Annotated in this window: 17 protein-coding genes; 8 read left to right on the top strand and 9 right to left on the bottom strand. The window is 68.7% G+C overall.

Annotation, left to right across the window (positions count from 1 at the left end):
• Positions 1-4: 4 nt before the first annotated feature.
• The 3 genes from BLW09_RS15105 to BLW09_RS15095 are packed head-to-tail and all read right to left on the bottom strand — an operon-like array spanning position 5 to position 3,679.
• Complete coding sequence (locus tag BLW09_RS15105; RefSeq protein WP_089914489.1) at positions 5-1,303, bottom strand: ABC transporter substrate-binding protein; 1,299 nt, start codon at positions 1,301-1,303, stop codon at positions 5-7.
• Positions 1,304-1,349: 46 nt separating this feature from the next.
• Positions 1,350-2,525 carry a Gfo/Idh/MocA family protein gene (locus tag BLW09_RS15100; protein WP_089914486.1) on the bottom strand — a complete coding sequence of 392 codons (1,176 nt, stop codon included), beginning with the start codon at positions 2,523-2,525 and terminating at the stop codon, positions 1,350-1,352.
• Entirely contained in the window at positions 2,522-3,679 is a 1,158-nt protein-coding gene (locus BLW09_RS15095) for an ROK family transcriptional regulator (protein WP_089914483.1), read from the bottom strand. The genes BLW09_RS15100 and BLW09_RS15095 overlap by 4 nt, the downstream gene beginning before the upstream one ends.
• 367 nt (positions 3,680-4,046) lie before the next feature.
• Between BLW09_RS15095 and BLW09_RS19145 the strand changes: the two genes are divergently transcribed.
• The 3 genes from BLW09_RS19145 to BLW09_RS15085 all read left to right on the top strand — a co-directional run bounded on the left by BLW09_RS19145 (position 4,047) and on the right by BLW09_RS15085 (position 12,454).
• Positions 4,047-4,337: a beta-galactosidase gene (locus BLW09_RS19145; protein ID WP_197682060.1), complete on the top strand. Its 291-nt coding sequence runs from the start codon at positions 4,047-4,049 to the stop codon at positions 4,335-4,337.
• Between the two features lie 257 nt (positions 4,338-4,594).
• Positions 4,595-6,244 (top strand): helix-turn-helix transcriptional regulator, encoded by a 1,650-nt coding sequence (locus BLW09_RS15090; protein ID WP_089914480.1) that lies wholly within the window; start codon positions 4,595-4,597, stop codon positions 6,242-6,244.
• Between the two features lie 237 nt (positions 6,245-6,481).
• On the top strand, positions 6,482-12,454 hold the full coding sequence (locus BLW09_RS15085) for a DUF7927 domain-containing protein (protein ID WP_089914477.1): 5,973 nt from the start codon (positions 6,482-6,484) through the stop codon (positions 12,452-12,454).
• A 431-nt stretch (positions 12,455-12,885) separates the two neighbouring features.
• Here the strand turns inward: BLW09_RS15085 and BLW09_RS15075 are convergent, their stop codons facing one another.
• Positions 12,886-13,353 carry an anthrone oxygenase family protein gene (locus BLW09_RS15075; RefSeq protein WP_089916958.1) on the bottom strand — a complete coding sequence of 156 codons (468 nt, stop codon included), beginning with the start codon at positions 13,351-13,353 and terminating at the stop codon, positions 12,886-12,888.
• A 50-nt stretch (positions 13,354-13,403) separates the two neighbouring features.
• On the opposite strand from BLW09_RS15075, the gene BLW09_RS15070 reads away from it, so the two are divergent.
• On the top strand, positions 13,404-14,030 hold the full coding sequence (locus BLW09_RS15070; RefSeq protein ID WP_089914474.1) for a TetR/AcrR family transcriptional regulator: 627 nt from the start codon (positions 13,404-13,406) through the stop codon (positions 14,028-14,030).
• A 55-nt stretch (positions 14,031-14,085) separates the two neighbouring features.
• Here BLW09_RS15070 and BLW09_RS15065 read toward each other — a convergent pair whose 3' ends face one another.
• The gene (locus BLW09_RS15065; RefSeq protein WP_231946891.1) at positions 14,086-14,355 is read right to left on the bottom strand and encodes a metal-sensitive transcriptional regulator; all 270 of its coding nucleotides are present in this window, start codon (positions 14,353-14,355) and stop codon (positions 14,086-14,088) included.
• A gap of 71 nt (positions 14,356-14,426) precedes the next feature.
• Positions 14,427-14,609, bottom strand: a complete 183-nt coding sequence (locus BLW09_RS15060) for a hypothetical protein (RefSeq protein ID WP_089914468.1) — start codon at positions 14,607-14,609, stop codon at positions 14,427-14,429.
• 107 nt (positions 14,610-14,716) lie between these two features.
• Here BLW09_RS15060 and BLW09_RS15055 point away from each other — a divergent pair, with 107 nt between their 5' ends.
• Complete coding sequence (locus BLW09_RS15055) at positions 14,717-16,390, top strand: FAD-dependent oxidoreductase (protein ID WP_089914465.1); 1,674 nt, start codon at positions 14,717-14,719, stop codon at positions 16,388-16,390.
• 41 nt (positions 16,391-16,431) lie between these two features.
• Here the strand turns inward: BLW09_RS15055 and BLW09_RS15050 are convergent, their stop codons facing one another.
• Positions 16,432-17,547: a sensor histidine kinase gene (locus BLW09_RS15050; protein ID WP_089914462.1), complete on the bottom strand. Its 1,116-nt coding sequence runs from the start codon at positions 17,545-17,547 to the stop codon at positions 16,432-16,434.
• Positions 17,544-18,206 carry a response regulator gene (locus BLW09_RS15045; protein ID WP_089914459.1) on the bottom strand — a complete coding sequence of 221 codons (663 nt, stop codon included), beginning with the start codon at positions 18,204-18,206 and terminating at the stop codon, positions 17,544-17,546. Before BLW09_RS15045 ends, BLW09_RS15050 begins: the two co-directional genes overlap by 4 nt.
• A 166-nt stretch (positions 18,207-18,372) precedes the next feature.
• Here BLW09_RS15045 and BLW09_RS15040 point away from each other — a divergent pair, with 166 nt between their 5' ends.
• The 3 genes from BLW09_RS15040 (at position 18,373) to BLW09_RS19090 (ending at position 21,209) form a co-directional block, all read left to right on the top strand.
• Entirely contained in the window at positions 18,373-20,349 is a 1,977-nt protein-coding gene (locus BLW09_RS15040) for a bifunctional lysylphosphatidylglycerol flippase/synthetase MprF (protein ID WP_231946889.1), read from the top strand.
• Positions 20,350-20,618: 269 nt separating this feature from the next.
• Positions 20,619-20,921 carry a hypothetical protein gene (locus BLW09_RS18950; RefSeq protein WP_157696950.1) on the top strand — a complete coding sequence of 101 codons (303 nt, stop codon included), beginning with the start codon at positions 20,619-20,621 and terminating at the stop codon, positions 20,919-20,921.
• 111 nt (positions 20,922-21,032) lie between these two features.
• A complete protein-coding gene (locus BLW09_RS19090) occupies positions 21,033-21,209 on the top strand; it encodes a hypothetical protein (protein WP_172824220.1) in 177 nt (58 codons plus the stop codon).
• A 136-nt stretch (positions 21,210-21,345) separates the two neighbouring features.
• Here BLW09_RS19090 and BLW09_RS15030 read toward each other — a convergent pair whose 3' ends face one another.
• On the bottom strand, positions 21,346-24,267 hold the full coding sequence (locus BLW09_RS15030) for a carbohydrate-binding protein (protein ID WP_172824219.1): 2,922 nt from the start codon (positions 24,265-24,267) through the stop codon (positions 21,346-21,348).
• Between the last annotated feature and the right edge of the window lie 75 nt (positions 24,268-24,342).

Here is a 24,342-nt window from a genome sequence, read left to right as displayed (position 1 = left end):
GTCCTCAACCCTTGGCCAGTGCAGCGTTCATCTGCGTAGCGAGGTCGGCCGCGACATCCTTCACCGGCTTCTCGCCCGAGAAGGCCTGCGGGAGGAGGTTGGCCTCCAGCGTGTTCCAGGCACTCGTGTTCTTCGAGACCGGGTAGGCGACCGAGTACTTCGCCGCAGCATCCTCGAAGATCTGCAGGTCGTAGTCGGGGGCCGACTCGACGAAGGCCTGCTGTGTGCCGGTGTACGCCGGGTTCGCCGTGCCCATCGTGGCCTGGATCTCCGCCGCCTTCTTGCCGCCGAGGTAGGCGAAGAACGCCTGGGCCGCCGGCTTGCCGGCCGAGGTGGCCGCGAGGACGTTGCCGATGCCGTGGATGACGGTCTTGCGCTCGCCCGAGGGCGCGAGCGGCAGTTCGACGGTGCGAACGGACTTCGCGACCACCGAGCTGAGCAGGCCCGAGACCTGCCAGTTGCCGGACCAGACCATGCCGGCCTTGCCGTCGAGGAACTTCTGGAGTCCCGACGTGTCGGCGTTCTGCTCGGGGGTGAGCATCGAGCCGTCGGCGACGAGGCTGCGCCAGAACTCGAGCGCCTGCACCGTCTTGGGGTCGTCGTAGCCGCTCTTGCCGTCGGCGTCGATCACAGTCCCGCCGTTGCTGAAGATCGACGGATACACCATGGCCTGCGTGTCGTAGTTGTCGCCGGAGCCGATGATGCCCTCGGCGCCGAGCTTGTCGGTGATCTCCTTGGCGATCCGCCGGTAGTCGTCCCAGGTCCAGCTCGACGTGGGCGCTGGCACGCCGGCCTTCTCGAGGATGTCCTTGTTATAGAAGACGGCGATCGTGTCGAAGTCCTTCGGGATGCCGTACTGCTCCCCGTTGAGGGTGTAGATGTCGTTCATCGCCTTGGGGTAGTGCGAGGCATCGACCACGCCGGCCTTCTCGAACGGCGCGAGCTTCGCGAGCAGGCCGTTCGATGCGTACAGCTGGAAGTGGGGTCCGTTCATCCAGAAGACGTCCGGCAGGGTCTTGCTGGAACCCTGAGTCTGCAGCTTCGTGAAGTACTGGCCATATGCGGTGAGCTGGAGCTTGACCTTCACCTTGGGGTAGGTCTTGTTGAAGTCCTTGATGAGGGCTTCCATGGCCGGCTGCTGGTTGACATCCCAGATGGCGTAGGACACATCGCCGGTGACGTCGGCCGGCTTCGTCGAGGTGTCGATCGCATCGGATCCGCCGTTCGATCCGGCGCCCGAGCAGGCGGTGAGCAAGAGTGTGGCTGCGGCGACGATGCCGAGGCCGGCGCGGAATTTCCGCATGGGGTCTCGCTTTCTCTTCAGTGGAGCGGCTACGGACGGACGGATGTCACGACCGCTGGTGGCGCTCGAAGTACTCGAGCAGGTGGTGCGGCACGGGGGAGACGACTCGTGGCCGTGACCCGTCCCGGAGCGACTCGGCGGCGGTGATACCGGCGGCGATCGCTTGTCGTGCAGCGACCGGGGAGGTGTCGGTCGCAGATCCATGGCGGACGAACTCGAGGAATTCGTCCAGGGTGAGGGCGTCCGCGTCGCCGTGCCCGGCCTCGTCTCCGACGATCGGATACTCGATGTCGCCTCGGGCCGCATAGGCATGGCGGCGGTTCCAGACGCGCACGACGCCCCCGGCGGAGTCGCCGAAATTCTCAGCGCGGCCTTCGGTGCCGATCACCGTGTAGTTGCGCCAGTAGTCGGGCGTGAAGTGGCACTGCTGGTAGGACGCGAGGACGCCGTTGTCGAGCCGCATGTTCATCATCGAGATGTCCTCGACGTCGACGAGCGGGTTGAGGTCGGTCTGCGCGAGCGGGGGCCAGTTGTCGTAGCTGAACCAGTCACCCAGCAACCGATCGCGATTGTCACGTCGCGACTCCACCTGGCCGTAGACGGCGAGGTCGCCGATCGCGGAGACGTCGCGGGTGTACCCGCCGGCGATCCAGTGGATGACGTCGAGGTCGTGGGCGCCCTTCTGCAGCAGCAGACTGCCGACACGCGCACGCTCGGCGTGCCAGTCCTTGAAGTAGTAGTCGCCGCCGTTTCCGACGAAGTGACGGCACCAGATCGCCTTCACCTCGCCGATCTCACCTCGCCGGACGATGTCGCGCAGGGCGCGCACGACGTGCATGTGACGCATGTTGTGGCCGACGTACAGGCGGCTTCCGCTGTCGTACGCGGCCTGCAGCACGCGGTCGGCGTCGGCGATGGAGGTCGCCAGCGGCTTCTCGAGGTACACGGCGATGCCGGCAAGAAGCAAGCGCTCGGCCACATCCGCATGCGTGTCGTCCGGGGTGGTCACGATCGCGGCGTCCAGGCCCTGGGCGATGAACGCCTCGATGTTGCTCGCGAACTCGACGTGGTCGCCGAACAGGCTCCTCGCTCGCTCCGCGGCCTCGGGGCGCGGGTCGCAGGAGGCGACGAGACGGGCCGGCGTCGCCCGGTTCTCGACGTTCCGGGCGATCGCGGAGCGGGCTCCGATGCCGATGACGCCGACCCTCAGCGGGGATGTCACTGCTGGTCCTCGGGACACGTGACGGCCGGGATCGGGGCACCGGGGATGCCGAACAGGGCCTCAGAGCCCTGGACGAACGCCATGGCGAGCGCGCCGAGGACGATCCCGCGCGCGCCGAGCGGGGAGGGCGACACCGGGAAGTCCGTGGCGAGGGCGATCAGGTCGTCCAGCTCCTCCCGGAACCATTCGACGGCGACCCCGCCGCCCTCTGCGAGCAGTCCGCCGACCACGACCATGTCGGGGTCCATCGTGAGTGCGACCGTCGCGAGGGTCGGCGCGATGTCACGAACGAACGTGCGCACCTCGTCGCGCGCCGCGGCGTCGCCGGCGACGGCGGAGGCGATCCGCTCCGAACCGTCACCGGTCGACCACACCGGTGCGCTGCCTTCCGTGCGCGACGACCAGCGCATCCCGCGGCGGCTGCCGACCTCTCCCGCGCTGCGGTGCTGGCCGTGGAAGATCTCGCGATCCAGGGTGAGCGCAAGGGTCACCCAGGTGCCGACGTGCAGGAACACGATGCTCGCGGCCTCCTGGGCGGCGCCGAAGTGATGTTCGGCGTACGCGCGCAGCTTGACGTCGTTCTCGGCCGTGGTGAGGCAGCCGAAGCGCTTGGCGAGCTGGGCCGCGATGGCGCGGCCGCTCCACGAGGGCACCACCGTGCTCTGAGTGATGGTCCCGGCCTCGTCCACGATGCCCGAAGCTCCGACGCCGAGCGAGCGGAGGCGTTCGCGCGGCATGCCGGTGCTCCTCAGAGCCTCGTCGAGGAGGCTCGCGACGAGCTCGAAGCGGTCATCGCCCTCCACCGCCGAGTCGATGGCGATGGCGCGCTCCGCCACGATGCGCCCAGACAGGTCGGCCAGAACGACGCGTGCTTCGCGGGGCCCTGCGTCGAGGCCGGCGACCAGTCCGCTCTCGGCGACGAACCCGAACCGCCGCGCTGGACGGCCCCCGGCCGCGCCGACACCTTCCACGGGAGCATCGGCCACGAGCCCGCGCGCGGCGAAGTCGGCCAGAACCGCCTCGATCGTCGGGCGCGAGAGACCCGTCCGCTGCGCGATGTCCGTCACGCTCAGCGGGCGATCGGCCACGCGAAGCGATTGCAGACAGCTCAGCGCGTTCGCTTCGCGGATGTCCGACGGACCGATTGCTGCCATAGCGGGTCTCCTCCCTTGGATGGCGTAATGCTACCAGGTTACGAAACCTCCTATTACAACCGCATGAACGCGCATTTCCATCACGTAACGAACGCTGGTCCGGCTTATCTCGTGACCGGCGACGGGACGACGGACATCATGCTGACCGGGGGATGGTGCCTGGGGTCCTAGCGACCGTGAACTTCGGCTCCACCCGGCCGCCGCCTCGCGAAGCTGGCCGAGCACCGGCCGGACGACGATCCGTTCTGCATGGAGTTCTGGACCGGGTGGTCCGACCACTGGGTCGCGCCCCGTGTGACGCGCGACGTCACCTCGGCCGGAGCCGCACTGGCGGATATTCTCGGCCTCGGTGCGGGTCGGATAACCTCTGCATGGCGCACGCGGCACCAACTTCGGCACGGGTGCGGGTGCGAACCATCATCGCCTGGACGGCGTCGACGATCTCCTGCCGACCGTCACCAGCTACGACTACGACGCCCCGCTCGACAAGCGAGGGCGCCGACGGAGAAGTCGTATGCCCTCAGCGAGCTGTTTGCGTGGCGCGTCCTGGGCTCGAGCTGCAGCACCGGTCCGTCGAACGAGGCGGAAGCGGGATGCTCTCTCCGGTGGCCGCACCCGCGGAGGTGACGGTTATCGTCGAGTCGGCGACCGCCCCTGAAAGGGAGGACGAAGCGCCGCTACTACGCGAGGACGGCGGAGCTGCACGGGCAGGCCGGCGGCAGGCCATCCGCGTCGGCGCCAACGACATCGTGGTGCTTGCGCTCGGCCGTCTCGAGCGGCCGAGCGTTACCATGCACCCGATCCGGAACTGCGGGCGCCGGGGGCTGACAGACCCAAGCGCCATGCGCTCCTGTCTCGCCTCGCTTACTGATAGAACGAATAGCAGGTTTGTTCACATTCGCTTGTCAGGAACCCGTGCCGAATTCACTCGATGACCCCGCCCGCTCGTTCGACGGTGGCGCCGACCCGGAGCCGACCTCGCCGGACGATGTCCGCTTGCACATCGACGAGGAGGCTGTCGAACGCTTCGGTCACGCGATCGCTGCCGGCGAGTATGCGGCTGCTTCGGAGATCCTCCGCGATCGCTGGTTCGACCTGCTGATCAGCCGGCGCCAGGACTTCACGGCGCAACTCGAAGCGGTGCCGATGGCGTCCCTGCGAGAGTACCCCCTGCTCATGATGATGCTGGGGGTCTCCTACAATTTCATCCCGCAGCGACAGTTGAAGGGGTTGCGGTACTTCGCCCAGGCCGCTCTGGCCGCCCGGAGAGCCGACACTGCCAAGCGGACCTTGGATCCTGTCGACCGTGCGCTGATTCTGACCAGCGAGTGCGCCGCATATCGCATGATCGGTCAGCCCACCCTCGGCGTGAAACCCGCCCAGGAGGCGGTGAGAGCGTTGGACGCCCTTCCCAACGATCGCCGCAACGCGGTCCAGGGCCTCTCCCGGATCTACTCCCATGTTGGTATCACCCAGTACTACGCGGGCCGGGTGGATGACGCACTCACGACGTTCGAGAAGGGGCTGGCAGAATCGCCGACCGATCGATACTCGCTGGGGTTTGCAAACATCGCCATGGCTGCCGGGATCCATGCTTTCCGAGGGGACCTGCCTGAGGCCGCTGCGTACATCGAACTCGCGCGGGAGGGCAGGTGGACTGAGATGCAGCGGTCCTGGTACGCGGGCACCTTCTACCGGCTGGCCGAGGCGGTGGTGTCGTTGGAGTCGTTCGACACACAGACGGCGCGTCGCCACCTCGATGCCATGGTGCACGATCGTCGCACCATCGAGCACTGGTTGGCGATCGCCGAGGTGGAGGGCCTGACCGAACTGGTCGACGGGCGACCCTCAGCTGGGCTGGCCGGTGTGGACGCATTCTCTGTTCTCCGTGGCGCGGAGGGGAGGAAGCCCTATGCCCTGTCGCGGCTGGCGCCGATACGAGCTCTCCTCTACCTTGCGTCCGGCGACCCTCATGCGGGTGCAGGCATGCTCCGCCATTCGGGCGTGCCGACCGCCGAACGCCACCTCGGGCAAGCGCGCATCGAACTCGTGCTCGGCCGCCACGGGGTCGCGTTGCAGCAGTTGCATCGTGTTCCGCGCGTCCACCTGAACTCACGTCTGGCCGCGGAGTATGCTGCGCTCGAAACAGCAGCTTTGCTGCGATTCTCGAGCGGCCCCCGTCGTGGGCTAGCCGTTGCTCATCTCGGCGAACTGCTTTGGCGAACAGGTCAGCGTCTCGCCGTCGCTCTCCTCCCGCCCGAGGATGTCGAACGGGTGAGCAGCGCGCTCACCGACAGCGGGTACGCAGACCTGCTCAGGGGTCTCCCCCTGCGCCCGCTCCTGACGGACCTCTCTTCGCCCACGCGGCTCAGCGACCGGGAAGTCGCGGTTCTCCGCGCGTACCTGGACACCGAGTCCGTTCCTGAGGTCGCCCGCGAACTCGTGGTCTCGGTGAACACGGTGAAGAGCCAGTTGCGGAGCATCTACCGCAAACTCGGCGTCTCTACGCGAGACGAGGCCATCGCGATCGCGTTGGAGAGGAATCTCCTGCTACCGCCCGAGTGACGGTCGGCGCGGTTCACGAGCCGGGATCCGGACCGGGGTGAATCCCGGGGTTAATCGTCATCGCGGCACGCTTCCTCTCACCTAACGTCTGGCCTAGCGGGACCGAACTCACTCCGAGTTCTGCATCCCCGACGACGCTGGACAAAGGGGAATACCACCGTGCCTGCAGGATACCGACACGCGCGCCGCGGAGATGGACGACTGACGCTGGGGACGCCATGGCGATGGCTGGCTGCGATGGTCGCGGTCATTCTCGCGTTGGCGACGGCGGTGATCGGTGCTCCGGCGCTTGCCGCATCGGTGGCGGTCCACGAGATCACCGCGAAGTGGGCGGGCGACCCGGTGCCGACGTCGGCACCCTACGGACAGCCTGTGACAGCCGAGTGGCGCGTGAACACCAACGATGCCACTGACCCGTTCGCCAACGACCCGGTGGACAATGTTCGAGTCACTCTCGTGGCCGGCAATGGGGTGTTCACGAGCATCCCAGCCATCTGTAAGACGCGGGACGTGACCCCGGCCTCATCCATTTCGGCCGACGGATCGACGCTGGTCTGCAACCTGGGCACAGTGAAAGAAGGCACGTCTTCCGTCATCCAGGCTCCCCTCCGCGCCAACTCCACCACGGGCGGGAACCTCAGTGTCGCCGGCACTGCCACGTCGGACGCTGCGGCCAAGACGGCCGGGCCGGCCGACCCCGGGCCACTCCCGATCACGTACACCCACGGAATGGACCTGTCCCTTGCGCAGGCGCCGGGTGGCCAGCTTCAGGGAATCACGCACACGAGCCGGCTCGGCGGTAGCCGTCCGTTCATCCTCATGAACTACTCGCTGATCCTCGCGGCAGGGAGCCGACCGGGTCCCGCCACCTACTCCTTCCCTGTGAACATCAGCTCGAACGTCGCCGGATCCATGACCGGCCTCGTGGCGGAAGGATGTGTTCCCGTGGGAGGCGGTTCGGTTTCCACGGGGCAACCTTTCTCCGATCCAGCGCAGTCGAATCGGACGAACTTCCCGACCTGTAGCGTCAGCGGCGCGGGCACGAGCTACACGGTCCAGTTGTCGAACTTGGACTACACCCTCGCCCACGTTCCGACGACAGACAGTATGGGCCAGCCTCTCGCGGGCAGCGGCGTCTACATCGCCTCGGGCACGGTTCAGTTCAGCCTCCCGGCGCCGCCCGCGAGCAGCACCACCTACGCGTTCAGTGCTTCTCCCGGCCCGTTCCTGTTCCAGGACGGCGCGTCGGCCCCCGACTCCAACTCCGGGAACAACACATCAAGCGCGACCCTGACGCCATACGGTGACTTCAGTGATACCTGGTACGGCACGCCCACCGCATCGCGCTCCTTTTGGGACGCGAATCTCTGGGTCAGCCCAGGCACGAGCGCCTCCACGCCGCTGCCGGTCCCCGGCATCAACACCCAGGAAGACCTGGACGCCGCCATCGCCCAGAACCAGGCGACGGGAACGCCGAACCTCGACATGCCGCTCTACATGCAGGCGAACGACACGATGTGGGCCACTTATCAGGGTCCCGGCGGCGCACAGATGGCCGGCGTCTGCACGATGAGCCAGAATCCTGCCTTCGTCATCGACAGCTTCGAAGGCGGCGGGGCCTGGCCGGGTACCGGCGTCAAGCAGTACCAGACCGCTCGGTTCTTCTACACCACGCAGACACTCGACACGAAGACCGAGACCTGTGGCGAGAGCGCGCCGAGCAGCAAGTGGATCGAGGTCACCCCACCGAGCGGTTCTTCGCTCTCCGACCCGCGGATCGCTTCCGACATCCTCATGCACGTCCCTGGCGGAGTGACGGCGGTCAAGATGACGTGGAACCCGGCCGTGGATGTCGCCCCCAGCACATTCCTCCGGGCGTTCGGCCACATCGACCCGGCCGCGCCGACAAGCGGCGAGGGCTGGACTGTCGGCGCATTCAACTCCCCGCACGACCCGGCTACGACGTGGCCCGGGTACCCGTCCCTCAACGGGTGGGTGAACGTCAGCACCCGGACCGGTGGGACCGACATCCCTGGAAGCACCTACGGACCGAACGCGAACGGAATCCGCGACGCTTTCCGCCTCCAGGGGCCGACGGGTGTCATCGAGAAGACCGCGTCGGACACCAGTGCCCAGCCAGGCGTGCCCGTGACCTACACGTTGCGCGCCGAGGCGCAGAATGCGGTGACGAATCCACCTTCGGCCACATTCGCGGTCGTCGATACGCTTCCGGACGGAATGGTGTACGTGCCGGGCACGGCGCAGCCGGCACCGGCCAGCGTCAGCGCGGACGGGCGGACACTGACGTGGAACTTCGCCGGCGTGGCACCGAACGTCTACCAGACGATCCGCTATCAGGCGCAGCGTCCGGTCGACAGCGCCATCGCACCAGGGACGCAGCTCACGAACTGGGCGACGATCAATGTGGCCGGCGACAACCGGCCAGCGGGCACGCCGGGGCGCGTCGCCTCGGCGACCGTCACGGTGCCGAGCGCATCGGCGACCGTGTTCGGCAAGTCGGCGGAGGCGAATGTGCTGTCCTTCGCCGGTGACAGTTCGGCCTGGGCGCTCACGATCAATTCGCAGGACCCGGTGGCGAGCACGTTCACCGACACCATCGACATCCTGCCCGCGGTCGGTGACGGTCGTGGCACGGACATCGACGGCACCTACACGGTGACCGGTGTCACCGCTCCGGCCGGTTCGACGGTCTACTACTCGACCGCGCCGCTCGCATCGCTGAGCTTCGACCCGCGCGCTTCGTCGAACGGCGGCACGCCGGGCTCGGTGACAGGGAACACCGTCGGCTGGACCACGACGAAGCCGGCGAAGCCGACTGCCGTCCGGGTGATCGGCCCGTCGCTCGCACCCGGTGCGACGCAGAAGATCCGCATCGCATACACGACGCCGGCAGGTGCCGACTGCCAGTCGCCGGCCACCGGTGACAACAAGCCGGGTCAGCTGCTGGTGAACTCGGCCGGCTCGTGGGCGCAGCACACGGCGTTGCCGATGCTCTCGTCGGCGACGGCCACCATCGCGAACTGCTACGCGGTGAACCTGAAGAAGTACGTGCAGGACGCCGACGGGAACTGGCACGACGCCAACACGCCGGCCGACTACCCGGCCTTCCGTGCCGGCGACCAGGTGAAGTACCGCATCGTCGTCGAGAACATCGGGCAGGGCACCATCACCGGCCTGAAGATCACTGACGACCTGTTCCCGGAGGGATCCTTCACGGTGGATTCGCTCGCGCGCGGCCAGAAGCAGACGCACGAGTACACCGTCACCGAGAACGGCGGCGGGGCAGTGGTGAACACTGCGTGCGGCACGGCGGACAAGCCCGCGGATGCCGACGCTCCGACCATCTTCTGCGACCCGGCGGGCGTACAGGTGACGAACTACACGACAGCGAAATCGTCGAACCCGGCATCCGGCGCGACGGTCCACCCCGGTGACCGGATCACCTACACGGTGACTGTGTCCCAGAAGGGCGACTCGCCGGCGAACGCCACCTTCACCGACTCACTGGCGAAGGTTCTCGACGACGCGGTCTACCAGGGGGATGTCACCGCCTCAGTCGGCACCGCGACCGTCACCGGCGACACCCTCAGCTGGGCCGGGATCGTCCCGGTGGGGCAGACCGCCACGATCACCTACTCGGTGATCGTGAAGGACCGCGCGGCGCTGGCTGCGGGCGGCGACTACTCGATCGGCAACCAGGTCACGAGCCCCGGCTGCGTCGACGCTGCCTCCTGCGCGACCCAGCACGAGGTGTCGACGTACCGGGTGAAGAAGACCTCCGACCCGGCGAGCGGCGCGAACGTGCAGCCGGGTGACACGATCGACTACACGATCACCGTCACCCAGCAGGGCAAGGCCCCCTATCAGGGAGCCTCCATCACCGACGATCTGACCCAGCTGCTCGACGACGCGACGTGGAACGGCAACCTGAAGGCGTCCGCCGGCACCGTTGCGTACGATGCCGCTTCGAAGAGGATCAGCTGGAACGGCGACCTCGCGGTGGGCGCCACGGTGACGATCACGTACTCGGTGACCGTGACCGGGATCGGGGACACGCACCTGCTCAACGTGGTCACCAGCGACGGCTGCTACACGGCCACCGACTGCACCACCGAGCAGTGGACCGCAACCTACACGACGGTGAAGACCTCGGACCCGGCCAGCGGCGCCGACGTCCAGGTCGGCGACACCATCACGTATACGGTCACCGTGACCCAGGCGGGCCAGGGGCACGTGGTGGCGCAGTTCTTCCGCGACGACCTCGCCGCTGTGATGGACGACGCAACCTTCGACCCGGCGACGCTGACCGCCTCGGCGGGAACCGCGACCTACGACCCGACGGCCCAGCGAATCAACTGGACCGGTGACCTCGGCCCGGGCGCCGTCGCGACGGTCACGTACAAGGTGGTCGTTACGGGCAAGGGCGACACAAAGATCGGCAATCAGGTGACCAGCCCGGGTTGTTCGACCACTGCAGACTGCGCCACCGTCCACCAGACTGGCCGGTACGTCGTTGAGAAGACGGCTGATCCGGCCTCAGGCTCCAGCGTGCAGCGCGGCGACACGGTGAAGTACACGGTCACCGTGCACCAGGTGGGTCTCGGACCCGTGAACGCGGCATCGTTCCGGGATGACCTGACCGCCGTGCTCGACGACGCGACGTGGAACAACGATCTGCGCTCGACCGATGGCGGGGCGACCTATGCGGCACCGGTCGTGGATTGGGCCGGGCGTCTGGCGGTCGGCGACACGGTGACGGTGACCTACTCGGTCACGGTGACGGGCAAGGGCGACACACGCCTGACGAACGTCGTGACAAGTGCCGGATGCGCTGACGCGGCTTCCTGCACCACTGAGCACCTGACTGGCGACTACGCGGTGTCCAAGACCTCGGCGCCTGGTTCGGGGGCGGATGTGAAGATCGGCGACACCATCGTCTACACCGTCACCGTCACCCAGAGGGGTCTCGGTGCCATCACGGGCGCGTCGGCGAAGGACGATCTGTCCGCGGTGCTGGATGATGCAACCTGGAACAACGATGCGACCGCGAGCAGCGGTATCGTCTCCCGCTCCGGGAACACGCTCACCTGGGCGGGCGACCTCGCGGTCGGCCAGGTCGTGACGATCACCTACTCGGTGACTGTGACGGGTGCCGGCGACATGACGCTCACCAATAAGGTCGTCCCGGGTGACGAGCGTGGCGAGTGCGTGCCGGCTCCGGATCAGAATCCCGACTGCGCCACCACGCACAAGACCGGCAACTTCACCTACTCGAAGATGTCCGACCCGAAGTCGCCGGCCACGGTCGCGGTCGGCGACACCATCACCTACACAGTGACCGTGATCCAGAAGGGGCCGGCCGCCGTGCCGGGTGCGACGCTCGTGGACAATCTGGCAGGAGTCCTCGACGACGCGACGTTCGTCGACGGCAGCGAGACCGCGACCGCCGGAACGGTGACCCGCGCCGGCGACACGGTGAACTGGGTAGGTGACCTCGCGATCGGCCAGGTCGTCACGATCACCTACAGGGTGACGGTGAAGGGGGGCGGCGACACCACGCTGCGGAACACAGTCGCGCCGCCGCAGGGCTCGCACCTGGGGGAGTGCGTGGCAGCGCCGGACGGGACGCCGGCCTGTGAGACGACGCAGAAGTACGGCGGGTATGTCTACTCCAAGACCGCGGAGGCCAAGCCGGGCTCGACGGTCAAGGTCGGCGACACTATCCGGTACACCCTCACCGTCACGCAGACCGGCACCGCCCCTGTCACCGGACACCTGAACGACGACCTCTCCAAGGTGCTGGACGACGCATCCTGGAATGACGACGCGAAGGCGACCGCCGGAACCGTGACCCGCACCGGGGACAGGCTTACCTGGGAAGGCCGGCTTGCGGTCGGGCAGACGGTGACGATCGGCTACTCGGTGACGGTCGTCGGCGGAGGCGACAGGAAGATCGCCAACGTGGTGACCAGTCCTGACACGACGGCCTCGTGCGTGCCCGCGGCCGACGACAACATCGACTGCGCAACCGCGCACACCCTGACCGACCCGCCTGCACAGATCACCCCGGGAGGCCTCGCCTTCACCGGATCCACCATCGGCTGGGGACTCGTCGGCACGGCTCTTGCCCTCGTGGTCGTCGGGGGGGCCCTGACGCTCGTGCGACGACGTCGGCACACGGAGGAGTGAGAAAGCCTGAGGCGGCCGGGGTTTCCCGGCCGCCTCAGGCTGCGACCCGCCCTATCCCACGGTCTCTGGGAACCGCTCGCGGGCAGTGGCGGAGGCGGTGAGCTTCGGGTGCAGCATCCTGCGGTCGCCCGCGAATGCGCAGCAGCCCCACTCGTCAGGGACGACCACCACGTCCGCCGCCCCGTCGCCAGCTGTCGCCGCAAGTCTGGGCCGCGCGCTCCAGCTCGACGAGCATGCGCTCGGCCACCTCTACCTGCTGGCGGGGCTCACGCCGCCGCGCGGGAGCAGCGCCGAGCGGGGGAGTTCGAGCTCAGCGTCCACTCGTTCATGTGCGTGCCGCGCCCGGCCAGGAACTGGTCGTCTATCGAGCGGCCCCGGGAACGGCGGCGATGAAGGCGCTGGAGGTCTTGCGCGGATCGCTCCGCTGACGTTCAGACGAGTGCGGCGACCACAAAGAGGGCGAACGACACGGCTGCCGCCCCGGAGCGGACGGTGTCGATCGACTCCCAGCGGTGGACGGTGCGGCGCCAGTCGGCGGGCGGGGCGGAAGCATCCCAACGGTCGACGGCCATGTTGATCGGCACGGTGCCGAGGAACGAGGCGAGGAGGAAGGCGACAAGCGCGGCGAGGCCGGCGATGCTCCACCCGAAGGAGGCGGTGGATGCGCCGGCGGGCGGTGCAGCGACGACGACGGCCGCCGACGCGAGCACTGTCGGGAGCATCAGGATCGGGACGACCACTTTCAGCCTCTTCACCAAGGCGATGCGGGTGGAGACGTGCGCGCCGTCCGGCAGTGAGCGCAGCGCCGGCTGCACTCCGTACCTCACCAGCAGCTCCTCGCCCGCGAGCACGCCGATGAGGAGGAGCTGAACCGCGTGGAGGATCGCGAAGAGTGGCATGGTCATAGCCTACCTACCGGTAGGTAGATCCGTCCAACTATGCTGGTGGCATGCCCCGCCGACCGAACCCGACACCCTCCCCGTCCTCCGCGCGGACGGGGGCGGAGACACGCGCGGAGGCGCAACGCGTCGCGCTGGCGCTCTTCAGCGAGCAGGGATACGAGGCGACGAGCATGCAGCAGATCGCGGATGCGCTGGGGATCCGGAAGGCGTCGCTCTACTACCACTTCGCCGGCAAAGAGGAGATCGTGCGCAGCCTCCTCGCGGACCGCGGCGACGAGGCGGGTGAGCTGGCGGCGTGGGTCGAGGAGCAGAAGCCGTCCGCGGGCTTGGCGCGGGAGACCGTGCTGCGATGGATCGACGCGCAGCCTGCCGACAAACTCCGCGGGCTCCGCCTGCTCGCCGCCAACCCTCTGCTGGTCCGGGCCGTCTCCGCACGCTCGGGGGTCGACGTGGGCGCGAGTCTCGAGCGGGTGCTCGACGCTCTGATTGCGCGGATGCCCCCGGTCGGAGTCGCCGCGACGGCGCGGCGCCGGATCCTGCTGCGAATGGCCTTCGGCAGCCTCCCGGCGGCACTCGCCTCGGCGGCCGACGTTCCGGGCGCGACGGAAGCCGACGCGATCGCGGCGGCACGATCTGCTGCGCTCGCCCTGGCCGAAGCGGCCGATTCGGCCTGATTCGCGGTGACCGGCTCCTGCTGCCCGACCGGATCGTCTGCGCGGGCCGGCGCCGTCACGCGAGCGTCATGAAGAGCTTCTGGAGCTCCTCCATGGTCATCGGATCGGAGGTGTCGTCCGGGTCGGTGATGCACTTCTGCATGGCGGTGGAGATGATCTGGAAGCCCGCTTTGTCGAGGGCGCTCGAGACGGCGGCGAGCTGGATGACGACGTCACGGCACGAGCCGCCGCTCTCGACGGCGGCGATGACGGCTCCCAGCTGGCCCTGCGCGCGGCGGAGGCGATTGAGCACGGGTTTGATGTCGGCGGTGGTGGTGGTTGCCACGGTGGTCTTCTCTCTCGGTGATGCGGGGTCGGACGGACGCGTCTCGGTACCCGCCAGGGTATCCATTCCGTTCATCCGCGGCCGAAGAACCTGCTGAAGAATCCGCCGTTCCGGGCGGCGGCCTTCTCGGCCTCGGTGTGGGTGCCGTCGCACCACTGGTTCGCGGGCACACGGCGGCGCACGTCGGCGACATGCTGGCCGCAGCCGCTCCAGGTCGTGTTGCCGCAGACCGTGCAGGTGGCGGGATAGCACATGGGTGGGAACTCGCTTTCGGGTCAGTAGGAGGTGGCGAAATATACCCCCGCCCGTATAGTACGATACGGGGGAGGGTATACCAAACCACCCTCGGGAGGCACACAGCATGAAGACCGTGATCGTCGGCGGAGTCGCCGGAGGGATGTCGGCCGCGACCCGGCTGCGCCGGCTCGATGAGACGGCGGAGATCGTCGTATTCGAGCGCGGCCCGTACGTCTCGTACGCGAACTGCGGCCTGCCGTACTACGTCGGGGGCGTGATCTCCGATCGCTCGTCTCTGCTGCTCCAGACACCGCAGTCTCTCGCCGCGCGTTTCCGGCTGGATGTGCGTACCGGCCACGAGGTGATCAGCGTCGACCCCGTCGCCCGCACCGTGTCGGTCATCGATGTGGCCGCGGGCGAGACCTTCGTCGAGGGCTATGACGAGCTGATCCTCGCCGTCGGGGCGTCCGCACGGGAGGCCGCCGGGCATCCCGGCATCCCCACCCACACCCTCCGCACCGTGGAGGACGTGGATGCCATCGGCGTGCTCGTGGAGGCCGCAGCGGACCATCCGTCTGCACTCGTCGTCGGGGGCGGGTTCATCGGCCTCGAAGCCGTCGAGAATCTGGTGCGCCGCGGCATCCACGTGACCCTCATCCAGCGGTCGCCGCAGATCCTCACTCCACTGGATGCGGAGATGGTCGCGCCGCTGGAGGCGCAGCTCCGCAGCCGCGGCGTCGACGTGCGCACGTCGGTCACCATCGACGCGGTCGAGACGGGGGAGGTCCTGCTCAGCGACGGCGCGAGGGTCCGGCCGGACTTCATCATCGACGCCTCGGGCGTCGTGCCGAGCGTGGACCTGGCCCGGTCGGCCGGGCTCCGCGTCGGGCCGACCGGCGGGATCGCCGTCGACTCCCGCAACCGCACCAGCGACCCGCACATCTACGCGGTCGGCGACGGCGTCGAGAAGGTCGACGCCCTCTCCGGCCAGGAGGCGCTCGTCACGATGGCGGGGCTCGCCAACCGTCACGGCCGCTCGGTCGCCGACGTGATCGCCGGCCACGACGAGCGGAACGCCCCGGCCCTCGGCACCGCGATCGTCACGGTCTTCGACACGGTCGCGGCGAAGGTCGGGTGGAGTGAGCGGCAGCTGACCGCTGCGGGCCGCGCGCACCGTGCCATCCACACCCACCCCTCCTCGCACGCGACCTATTACCCCGGCGCCCAGCCGATGTCGATGAAGCTGCTGGTGGACCCGGAGACGGACGCGATCCTCGGCGCGCAGATCGTCGGCGGCGAGGGAGTGGACAAGCGCATCGACGTGATCGCCGTTGCGATGGCGGGCGGGATCACGGCCTCCGGCCTGGCGCGGCTCGAACTGGCCTACGCGCCGCAGTTCGGCTCGGCCAAGGACCCGGTCAACCAGCTCGGCTACGTGGCGGACAACCTCCGCAGCGGCACGACCCGGACCATCCAGTGGCACGAGCTCGACGCCGCCCTCGATGCCGGCGCGACCCTCGTCGACGTGCGCACCACCCGCGAGCACGCCGCCGGTGCCATCCCGGGCGCGCTGAACATCCCGGTCGACGAACTGCGCGAGCGTCTCGACGAGCTGCCGGCCGGTCCGCTCGTGGTGCACTGCCAGGTGGGCCAGCGCGGTCACACGGCTGCGCGCATCCTCTCGCAGAACGGCCGTGACGTCGTCAACCTCGACGGCGGCTACCGCACCTGGGTCGCCGGTCGTCGGATGTCGTCCCCGTCTCCGTCCGCACTCCACTCCGCCGCGGGGTCCGAGTAGTCGCGACCGATGCCGCCCGCAGTGCCTTCGGCAGCGGCGGGTCAGGCCGGGGTGCGAGGAAGCACGAGGTGGATGTGGAAGCCGCCCTCGGTGGCGCCGGAGGAGAGCGATCCGCCGAGCAGCTCCGCTCGCTCGCGCAGCCCGATCAGCCCCAGCCGGGAACTCGGGAGCAGGATGGGCGATTCCGTGGCTCTGCCGTTGAGGACCGTCACTCCGTAGGAGGTCTGGTTGCTCCAGAGGTGTACGGAGACGGAGGCGCCGGGCGCATGCTTGCGGGCGTTCGTGAGCGCTTCCTGCACGGTCCGGTAGATCGCCCGCTGACTGGATGTCCCCAGGTCGTCCGGGAGCTCCCCGCTGAAGGTGACGGGCAGGCCGCTCGCAGCGATCAGGCCGGGCACGTCCGCCACGGTCGGTTGCGGCGCGAGGCCGGGGCTCTCCGTTCCGGCGGCGCGCAGCAGGGTGACCATCGACCGCAGCTCGTCGAGAGTGGTCGAGCTCAGGGCGCGGATCGACGCGGCCGCGCCCCGGGTCTCCTCATCGGGGGCCGTGACCTGGAGGGCGCCGGCCTGCACGGCGATCAAGCTCACCTGGTGCGAGACGACGTCGTGCATCTCGCGGGCCAGCTGGTTCCGCTCACGGGCGAGCAGGCTCTGGGCGTACAGCTCGCGCTCGTGACGTTTGGTCGCCTCGATCTCGTCGATCCGGGCACGGAGGTCGGCGGCGATCTGCACGAGCTGCCCCAGCAGGATCGGCGCTGCCGCCGTCGCCAGCTGGTAGACGAAGGTGACGAACGTCCAGTTCTGATTCGCGACGAGCTGGTCCGTGATGGGCCAGCCGATCGCCTCGGCGGCGGCGAAGAGCCCGCCGCAGACGACGAGGAGCCAGCGGTTCCGGGTGCGGGCCGAGAGCGCGAACAGCGCGATCACCGGGGCGGCGAGGATGTTCGCGACGAGTGCAGCGGGGAGGGTCAGGAGGAAGGCGACGAGCGGCAAGCGCCGCCGGATCAGCATCGCGGCGGAGGCGACGACGCAGGTGACGACGGTGGCCGTATCCGGCTCGCCGTTGTAGAGGAACGCGTCGATCGCCGCGACCGCGACGGCGAGCAGGTCCGTCAGCCAGGCCGGGATGCGTCTCCAGGCCGCGGCGACCCGGTTCACGATCCCGCCGGCCGCTCTGTCAGCAGCCCGGCGCGCTGTGCAGCCAGGGCGGCCTGCACCCGGCTGCCCACCCCGAGCTTGCCCAGGATGGCGCTGACGTGGTCTTTGACGGTGCCGGCGCCCAGGTACAGGCGGGAACCGATCTCCGCGTTGGAGAGGCCCTCCGCGACGAGGATGAGCACCTGACGCTCGCGTTCGGTCAGGGAGGGGATCCGGTCGGCGGCGGCGTCCGACGTCTGACCGGATCCCGGGTTCGCGGTCAGGAGCGTGAGCGAGGCACGAGGCGAGAGCACGACGGCTCCGGCGGCCAGCGCGCGAACGTACTGGGTGAGTTGCTCGGGCTCGGTGTCTTTGAGGAGGAAGCCGGACGCGCCGGCGCTGAGCGCCGACATGATGTACTCGTCCGCGTCGAACGTGGTCAGCATCGCGATCGCCGGGCGCTCCGCCAGCGTGACGACGACGTTGAGGAGTGTGAGGCCGTCCACCTGCGGCATGCGGATGTCGAGGAGCAGCACGTCGGGCTTCGTGTCCTTGATGACATCGAGTGCCTCGATCCCGGAGGCCGTCCCCACGACCTCGATGTCGGCGGCGGCGTTCAGGATCATCGAGAAGCCGCTGCGCACCAGGGCCTCGTCGTCCACGACCACGACACGGATCATCTCTGCCCTCCTCACCCTCATGACGACCGTAGGGCAGAAGACACGACGGAGGGGGCAGGTGCGGGGGATCGCCGCCGAACGAGGGGGGACATACCCGCCGGTCGGCGGATGCGATGGGTCCGATCGGCTGACGCGCCGGCGGTCCTCGGTGCGATGGGATGAGCCCATGCGCCACATACTCGTCCGAATCCTGCGTGCTGCCGCCCGGCACCCGTTGGCCCTGATCGTCGCCGGGGGAGCAGCGGGAGCGGGGCTCGCCCACCTCGCCTGGGCAGGCGAAGTCGAGTTCGACGGCGCCGTGTTCAGCATCCTCTCGTGGCTGCTCCTCATCGCTGCCATCGCCGTCGCGGAACGGACGTTCGGGTCCTGGCGGACGGCCATGATCGGATCTCTGGCCACCGTCGTCGGAGTCGTCGTCGCCTGGGCTCTGCTGTCGGCGGGCGCGGCACTGGGCGAGCCGCTCTCCCAAGAGGCGCTGCGCTACCAGGGATGGACGCCGTCGGTCACCAGCGCGGCCCTCCTCGTGGCGGTGACGGGCAGGTTGCGACCGGCGAGCCGGCGCAGCGTGCGGTGGGCCGTCGGCACCGCCGTCGTCGCGATCCTCCTGATCTCGGGTCACGCGTCCGATGTGGCCCGCGGGATCGCGGCGCTCGCCGGCATGGCCGCGGGGGCGGTCGGCCGTGGCGCCCTGCCCGGCGGATCGTGGCGCCCGAGCGGCCGGACCCAGTGGCGGAACGTCCTCGCATCGACGCTCGCCGTCGTCGCGTGCGCCGTCGCGACGGCCTCGGTCACGCCGAACGCGACCGGCGTCCTGGCCTGGGCGGGGGCGGCCATCGATCCCGGACTCGCACCCGCGACCGCCCTCCTTCTCGTGATCGGAGCGGCACTCATCGTCTCCGGCCGATCGATCGGACTGCTGATCGGAGGGGGGACGCTCATCGCCGTCGCCGCCGTGGTGGCCACCGATCTCGTGATCGTCCCGATGATCTCCGGCGAGCTGGTCTGGACGGGTTCTGCCGGAGCGGATATCGAGTGGCAGCTTCTCGCGATCGTCTCCGGAGCCGCTCCGGCGCTCGCCGCCGTCGTGCTGATCATCGGCGCACGAGCGGTGCTGAGGCGTCCTGCTGCCGAACCGTCGGGGCTCGACCGGGAGCACCTCGTCCACGTGCTCGGGGAGCACGGAGACGGTGCCTTCGCGCACATGGCCACCTGGCAGGGCAACTCGCTGTGGTTCGGGCCGGACGGGTCGGCCGTCGCCTACCGGGTGCGCGACGGCGTGGCCTTCACCGTCGGCGACCCCATCGCGGAACGGCCCGCGGAGATCGTGCATGCGTTCGCCGGATTCTGCGACGAGCGCGGCTGGACCGCAGCGTTCTACAGCGTCCACGATGAGACCGCGACCGCCCTCGACCGGGCCGGATGGGTCCGGACGCCGGTCGGGACCGAGGCGGTCGTCTCCACTGCGGATTTCTCCCTCTCCGGAAAGCGACGGCAAGACCTGCGGACGGCCGTCAATCGCGCAGGCCGTGAGGGCCTCACGGCGGTGTGGACGACCTACGAAGACCTGACCAGGGAGACGCGGGCGCAGGTCGACGCGTTGTGCGCCGCGTGGGCGTCGGAGAAGCGCCTGCCGGAGATGGGCTTCACGCTGGGGGGACTCCCCGAGATGGCCGACCCCGCTGTGCGGCTGATGCTCGCAGTCGCACCCGACGGGCACGTGCACGCGGTCACGAGCTGGCTCCCTCGGCGCCGTGGCGGACGGGTGGTGGGCTGGACCCTCGACGTGATGCGACGCTCGCACGCGGCGATGCCGGGAGCGATCGAGTTCGCGATCGTCTGCGTCATCCGGCGCATGGCCGAGGAGGGGATCGCAACGGTCAGCCTCTCGGGCACTCCGCTGGCCGCCCACGGCGGGACGACGCCGGGAGCGCTGTCCCGGCGGCTGATGCGCTGGGTCGAGCCGGCATACGGCTTCGCCTCCCTCGAACGGTTCAAGGCGAAGTTCGGCGGCAGTCCCGAACCGCTCTGGATGTGCTACCCGCAGCCGATCCAGGCCGGGCGGATCGCGCGCGCCCTGGTGCGCGTCTACGTTCCCGATCTCCGGATGCGTGCTGTCGTCGGCGCGCTCCGCGGATCGTCATGAGACGGGGCGGAGGACGCATCCGGTCATGCCGACCACACCACCGACGTGCACGTCGGCTGCGTGCGGCGACAGCGGGCATCGGGCTGCTCGCTGTGCTGAGCGGTTGCTCCTTCGCCCCTTCGCCGGCGGATGAGCAGTCGGCGCGCCCCCTCGCTCTCCCGGTTCTCACCGTCGAGCATCAGCGCATCCAGCCGGCCGAGATGATCTATCGCTCGGGCACCACCACTCGACGGCACTCCTCTGCCCGTACCGCGCCCGCGGCGGTCCCGGTGACCCCGCGACGGGACCTGCGCATCCGACTGGTCGGCCGCTATCCGGTTCGCGTCCTCCGGGTGGGGGCGTTCGCGCGTGTCGATGCGCACGACGCTCCGGTCGACGGCGGCGACCAGTACGACTGCCTGGCCGACTCGCCCTGCCGCGCCCATGTCCGTGCGGGGAGCCTCGTGCTCCGGATGCCGCTGCTCTCGCCCGTGCGTCTGGTGATCGTGCGGGAGGTGTGCGATCTCGAGGGCGGAGGAACCCTCGAGGTGGTGTGGCGGTTCCTCCGCGGCGAGGCGACGGCCGGCTCCTGACGCTCAGCGCGCGAAGCGGGGCGTGTGTGGGCGGCTGCCGGGCTTCCCGCGCAATACGGCCAGCACGACCAGCGCAGTCCCGGCCTGGCGCCCGCCTGATACGTTCCGCTCATGGACGAGCCGGAACTGCTGCTGCCCGAGAAGGCGGCGGCGTACCTGGGCATCCCCGAGCTGACCCTGCATCAGCTGATCGCCGCCGGGACGATCCGGACGGTCTTCTACCGGGGCGTCGCCCGCGTGGCGGTGTACGAGCTGAATCGCTATCTCGCGCACCAGCCCGCGAGCTGACCGCCGACGGAAGTCGGCGACCCCATTCCCTCCCGGCCCCATTCCCTCCCCTCTGAGAGCGCGTACCGTCGCTCGGGCTGACCGCAGCACTGCACTCAGTGGGGGGCCGGTGCGAGGCCGGCCCCCCAGGAGGTGGTCAGCTCAACGTGAACGAGTCCATGTTGAAGCCTCCGTTCACCACGTACACGTAGAGGGCGTGGTATCCGGCGGGGATCGTCACGGACGTCGGGACGTTCGTGAAGATCTGCCACCCCGCGGTGGTTCCGACGGAGGTGTTGGGTATGGACGCGGTGCCGAGGGTAATGCCGATGGTATCCAGGTCGTACCGCACCTGTCCCGTCGAGAACCCGGACGCCGCCTTGAGGGAGAGCGTGTAGGTCTTCGCCGTCGGGTTGAACACCACGTATTTCAGCCATTCGCCGTTCTCGGTGTTGCCGACGTCGAACGTCCCGGTGCTCGAGATCTCGAGGTCCGTATCACCGCCGCGGAGGTAGCCGCGGTAGGGCGCGGTGAACGAGTTCCCTGCGGTGGCGTCGTGACTCCCGAAGCCCTCGCCGCCGGTCCCATACCACTCCGATTCGATCGCGGTGCTTCCGCTGGTGTTCAGCTGGAAGATCTTCGAGAACTCGATCGAGTGCACGTTGAACCCTCCGGTTCCGACGCGGAACGTGAAGGTATGGGTGCCGAGCGGGATGCTCACCCCGTTGATGTTGACCGACTGCCACGTCTGGTAGCCGCCGGTGTTCGGCACCGATTGCGTGCCGATCCACGGGCGGCCGTCGAGGTCGATGCTGAACGAGCCGCCTGCGGCGGTGTTCGCGACCATGACGTGGAGGTCGTACGTCCCGCTGACGTTGACGGTGCTGGTGTAGTTCAGCCAATCGCCGTCGGCCAGCCAGCCGATGTTGTCACCGCAGTACGTGTCGCCGGTGCAGGCCTGCAGGTGGGTCGCGTCGGACCGGTACGCCGCGTCCGTGCCGCCGGCGCCGGAGAAGTGGTATCCGACCCCCTCGCCGCCGGTGTTGTAATCCTGCGCGAACACGTAGCCGGGGATGGTGCCCGTTCCCGTGCTGTAACCGGCCGGGACGCTCGCGCTCACCGTCGAGGTGAACTGCGAACCCGTCGACGGGATCGGCGTGATGGAGATCGCGTCGACCTTGGCGAGGTTCACACTCGACGCGAAGCCGAGGTTGAGGGTGCCGTCCGTCACCGTCACATCGAAGCTCCGGTCGAGCGCCTTGTAGCGCGCACCGGCCGCCGCGAAGATGTCCAGGTTGCTCAGCTGCGGCGCTCCTTCGGCTGAGACGGTGAATACGCGCTGACCGGCGGAGGTGAAGAAGTTCTCCGACAGCTTGAGACCGACGCGGTAGCGTCCGGTGGGCACGGGGAACGCGTAGCTGAAGCTCGCGCCGTTGCGCTCCGACTGGTACAGCGGGTCGTCCGCCGAACCATCGATCGCGTTGGCGTTCACCGCCGTGCCGCCCCCGGTGAAGCCGGAGTCCGCCGTGTAGTGGTCCCCGTTGACGGCGCCCCAGGTCCCGGTGCTTCCGGCGATCACATGGTACGTGTTGACCGGCGCCGTCCAGGTGAACGTGTTCGTGGAGTGCGCGGCCACCGATCGGCTGAAGGTGCTGCCGGCCTCGCCGACCTTGACGGTCTTGGCGGAGCCCGTCGTGTTGACCACCACGAGGGCTTCGCTCCCGTCAGGGTTCTTGAATGCGACGGACTTGATCCCGTCGCCGTTCGCCCCGCCGCTCGCGCCGATCCGGTAGGCCCCCGGGCGCACGAACTTGGAGAACTGCGCGAGCTCGTAGAACTTGGGCATGTAGCTCACCGTCGCCGTCGAACCGCTGGTGTCCACGATCACCAGAGGCTCCTGCGCGTCGCTCAGGCTGGAGAACGGGCCTCCGGTCTGGTCGAGGACCATGTTCCAGTAGATGTATCCGCCCTCGCCCGCGAGTATCTCGTCGACGATCTCCCCTCCCCAGCGCTCATCTCCGGGGTAGTCGGAGGCGTTCGGGATGCCCAGGTCGGTGTGCTCCGACATCCAGGTCGAGTAGCCGGGCTTGGCCTGGTTGAACAACCCGAGGTTGGCCGTGTCGCAGTACGTCTGGCCGAAGTCGCACTCGTACGGGTGGAAGTCGATGCCGGAGACATAGGGGAGGGTTCCAGCGTTGTTGAGCATGTCGACCGGGAACGTCCACGTGTCCCGGTTGTGCTCGTACCCGCGGATGCGCGCGCCGATGTTGCTGCTGGCGAACGTCGGGCCGAGGTAGTTGGCGATGAAGTCGGCCATCTGCGCGGAGGTGTACACCGTCGACTCGAACTTCGCCGGGTTGAGCGGCTCGTTCTGGATGCTGACGTCGTTGATGGTGATGCCGTGTGCCGCGTACGCCTGGACGTACTTGGCGAAGTAGGTCGCGTACGCCTGGTAGTAGCGCGGGTCGACGCTGGGGGTGATGAGGCTGCCGCCGCCGATGAGCGAGTTGTTGTCCTTCATCCATCCGGGTGCCGTCCATGGCGAGGCCATGATCCGGAAGGCACCGTGCGATTGTGCGGCCTGGATGTACGGGATCAGGGTGCTCTCGTCGTGGGCCACCGAGAAGTTCGCCTGGGTGAAGTCCGTACCGCCGGCGAGGTCATCGTAGCTGTAGTGGGTGGGCGAGAAGTCGTTCGATCCCATGGCGGTGCGGGTGAGGCTGAATCCGGCGCCCGCGCTGGGGTTGAACAGCTGGTCGAGGACGGCGTTGCGCTGGGCCGCCGTCACATTGCTCCGGTTCAGCACTGTCCAGCCCGACTCGTTGAAGGCGCCGCCGAAGCCGTCGATCGCCTGGTACTGGCGTGTCGGGTCGACGAGGATGTCGGGCGCGCTGCTGTCGGCGGCGAACGTCAGGTCCGATTTGGCCGTCAGGCGGTCGCCTCCTTGTGACGTCTGCCAGTTGTGAACGGTCGTGACGGCCGCCGCCGGTTGGGTGGTGAGCGTGATGCTCGCCGCCACGAGCACGGCGGCGCCGATGGCGCCGAGCGTGCGGGTGGCATGTGATCGTGATGTGTTCACCGCTACTCCTTCGTGGTGCATGAGATGCAGCCGGCGCACGGTCGTGCGCGGCCGGTGATGCGACCGGAAGCGTGG

The organism is Leifsonia sp. 21MFCrub1.1 (assembly GCF_900107895.1).
Classification (GTDB): Bacteria; Actinomycetota; Actinomycetes; order Actinomycetales; family Microbacteriaceae; genus Leifsonia; species Leifsonia soli.
Note: the sequence above shows the minus strand (reverse complement) of the source record. Positions and strands in the feature narration are given on the sequence as shown.

Excerpts from the sequence above, each read along its gene's own strand:
- BLW09_RS15105 (WP_089914489.1), bottom strand. The coding sequence starts at position 1,303 with ATGCGGAAATTCCGCGCCGGCCTCGGCATCGTCGCCGCAGCCACACTC.
- BLW09_RS15095 (WP_089914483.1), bottom strand. The coding sequence starts at position 3,679 with ATGGCAGCAATCGGTCCGTCGGACATCCGCGAAGCGAACGCGCTGAGC.
- BLW09_RS15085 (WP_089914477.1), top strand. The coding sequence starts at position 6,482 with ATGGTCGCGGTCATTCTCGCGTTGGCGACGGCGGTGATCGGTGCTCCG.
- BLW09_RS15075 (WP_089916958.1), bottom strand. The coding sequence starts at position 13,353 with ATGCCACTCTTCGCGATCCTCCACGCGGTTCAGCTCCTCCTCATCGGC.
- BLW09_RS15070 (WP_089914474.1), top strand. The coding sequence starts at position 13,404 with ATGCCCCGCCGACCGAACCCGACACCCTCCCCGTCCTCCGCGCGGACG.
- BLW09_RS15060 (WP_089914468.1), bottom strand. The coding sequence starts at position 14,609 with ATGTGCTATCCCGCCACCTGCACGGTCTGCGGCAACACGACCTGGAGC.
- BLW09_RS15055 (WP_089914465.1), top strand. The coding sequence starts at position 14,717 with ATGAAGACCGTGATCGTCGGCGGAGTCGCCGGAGGGATGTCGGCCGCG.
- BLW09_RS15045 (WP_089914459.1), bottom strand. The coding sequence starts at position 18,206 with ATGATCCGTGTCGTGGTCGTGGACGACGAGGCCCTGGTGCGCAGCGGC.
- BLW09_RS15040 (WP_231946889.1), top strand. The coding sequence starts at position 18,373 with ATGCGCCACATACTCGTCCGAATCCTGCGTGCTGCCGCCCGGCACCCG.
- BLW09_RS19090 (WP_172824220.1), top strand. The coding sequence starts at position 21,033 with ATGGACGAGCCGGAACTGCTGCTGCCCGAGAAGGCGGCGGCGTACCTG.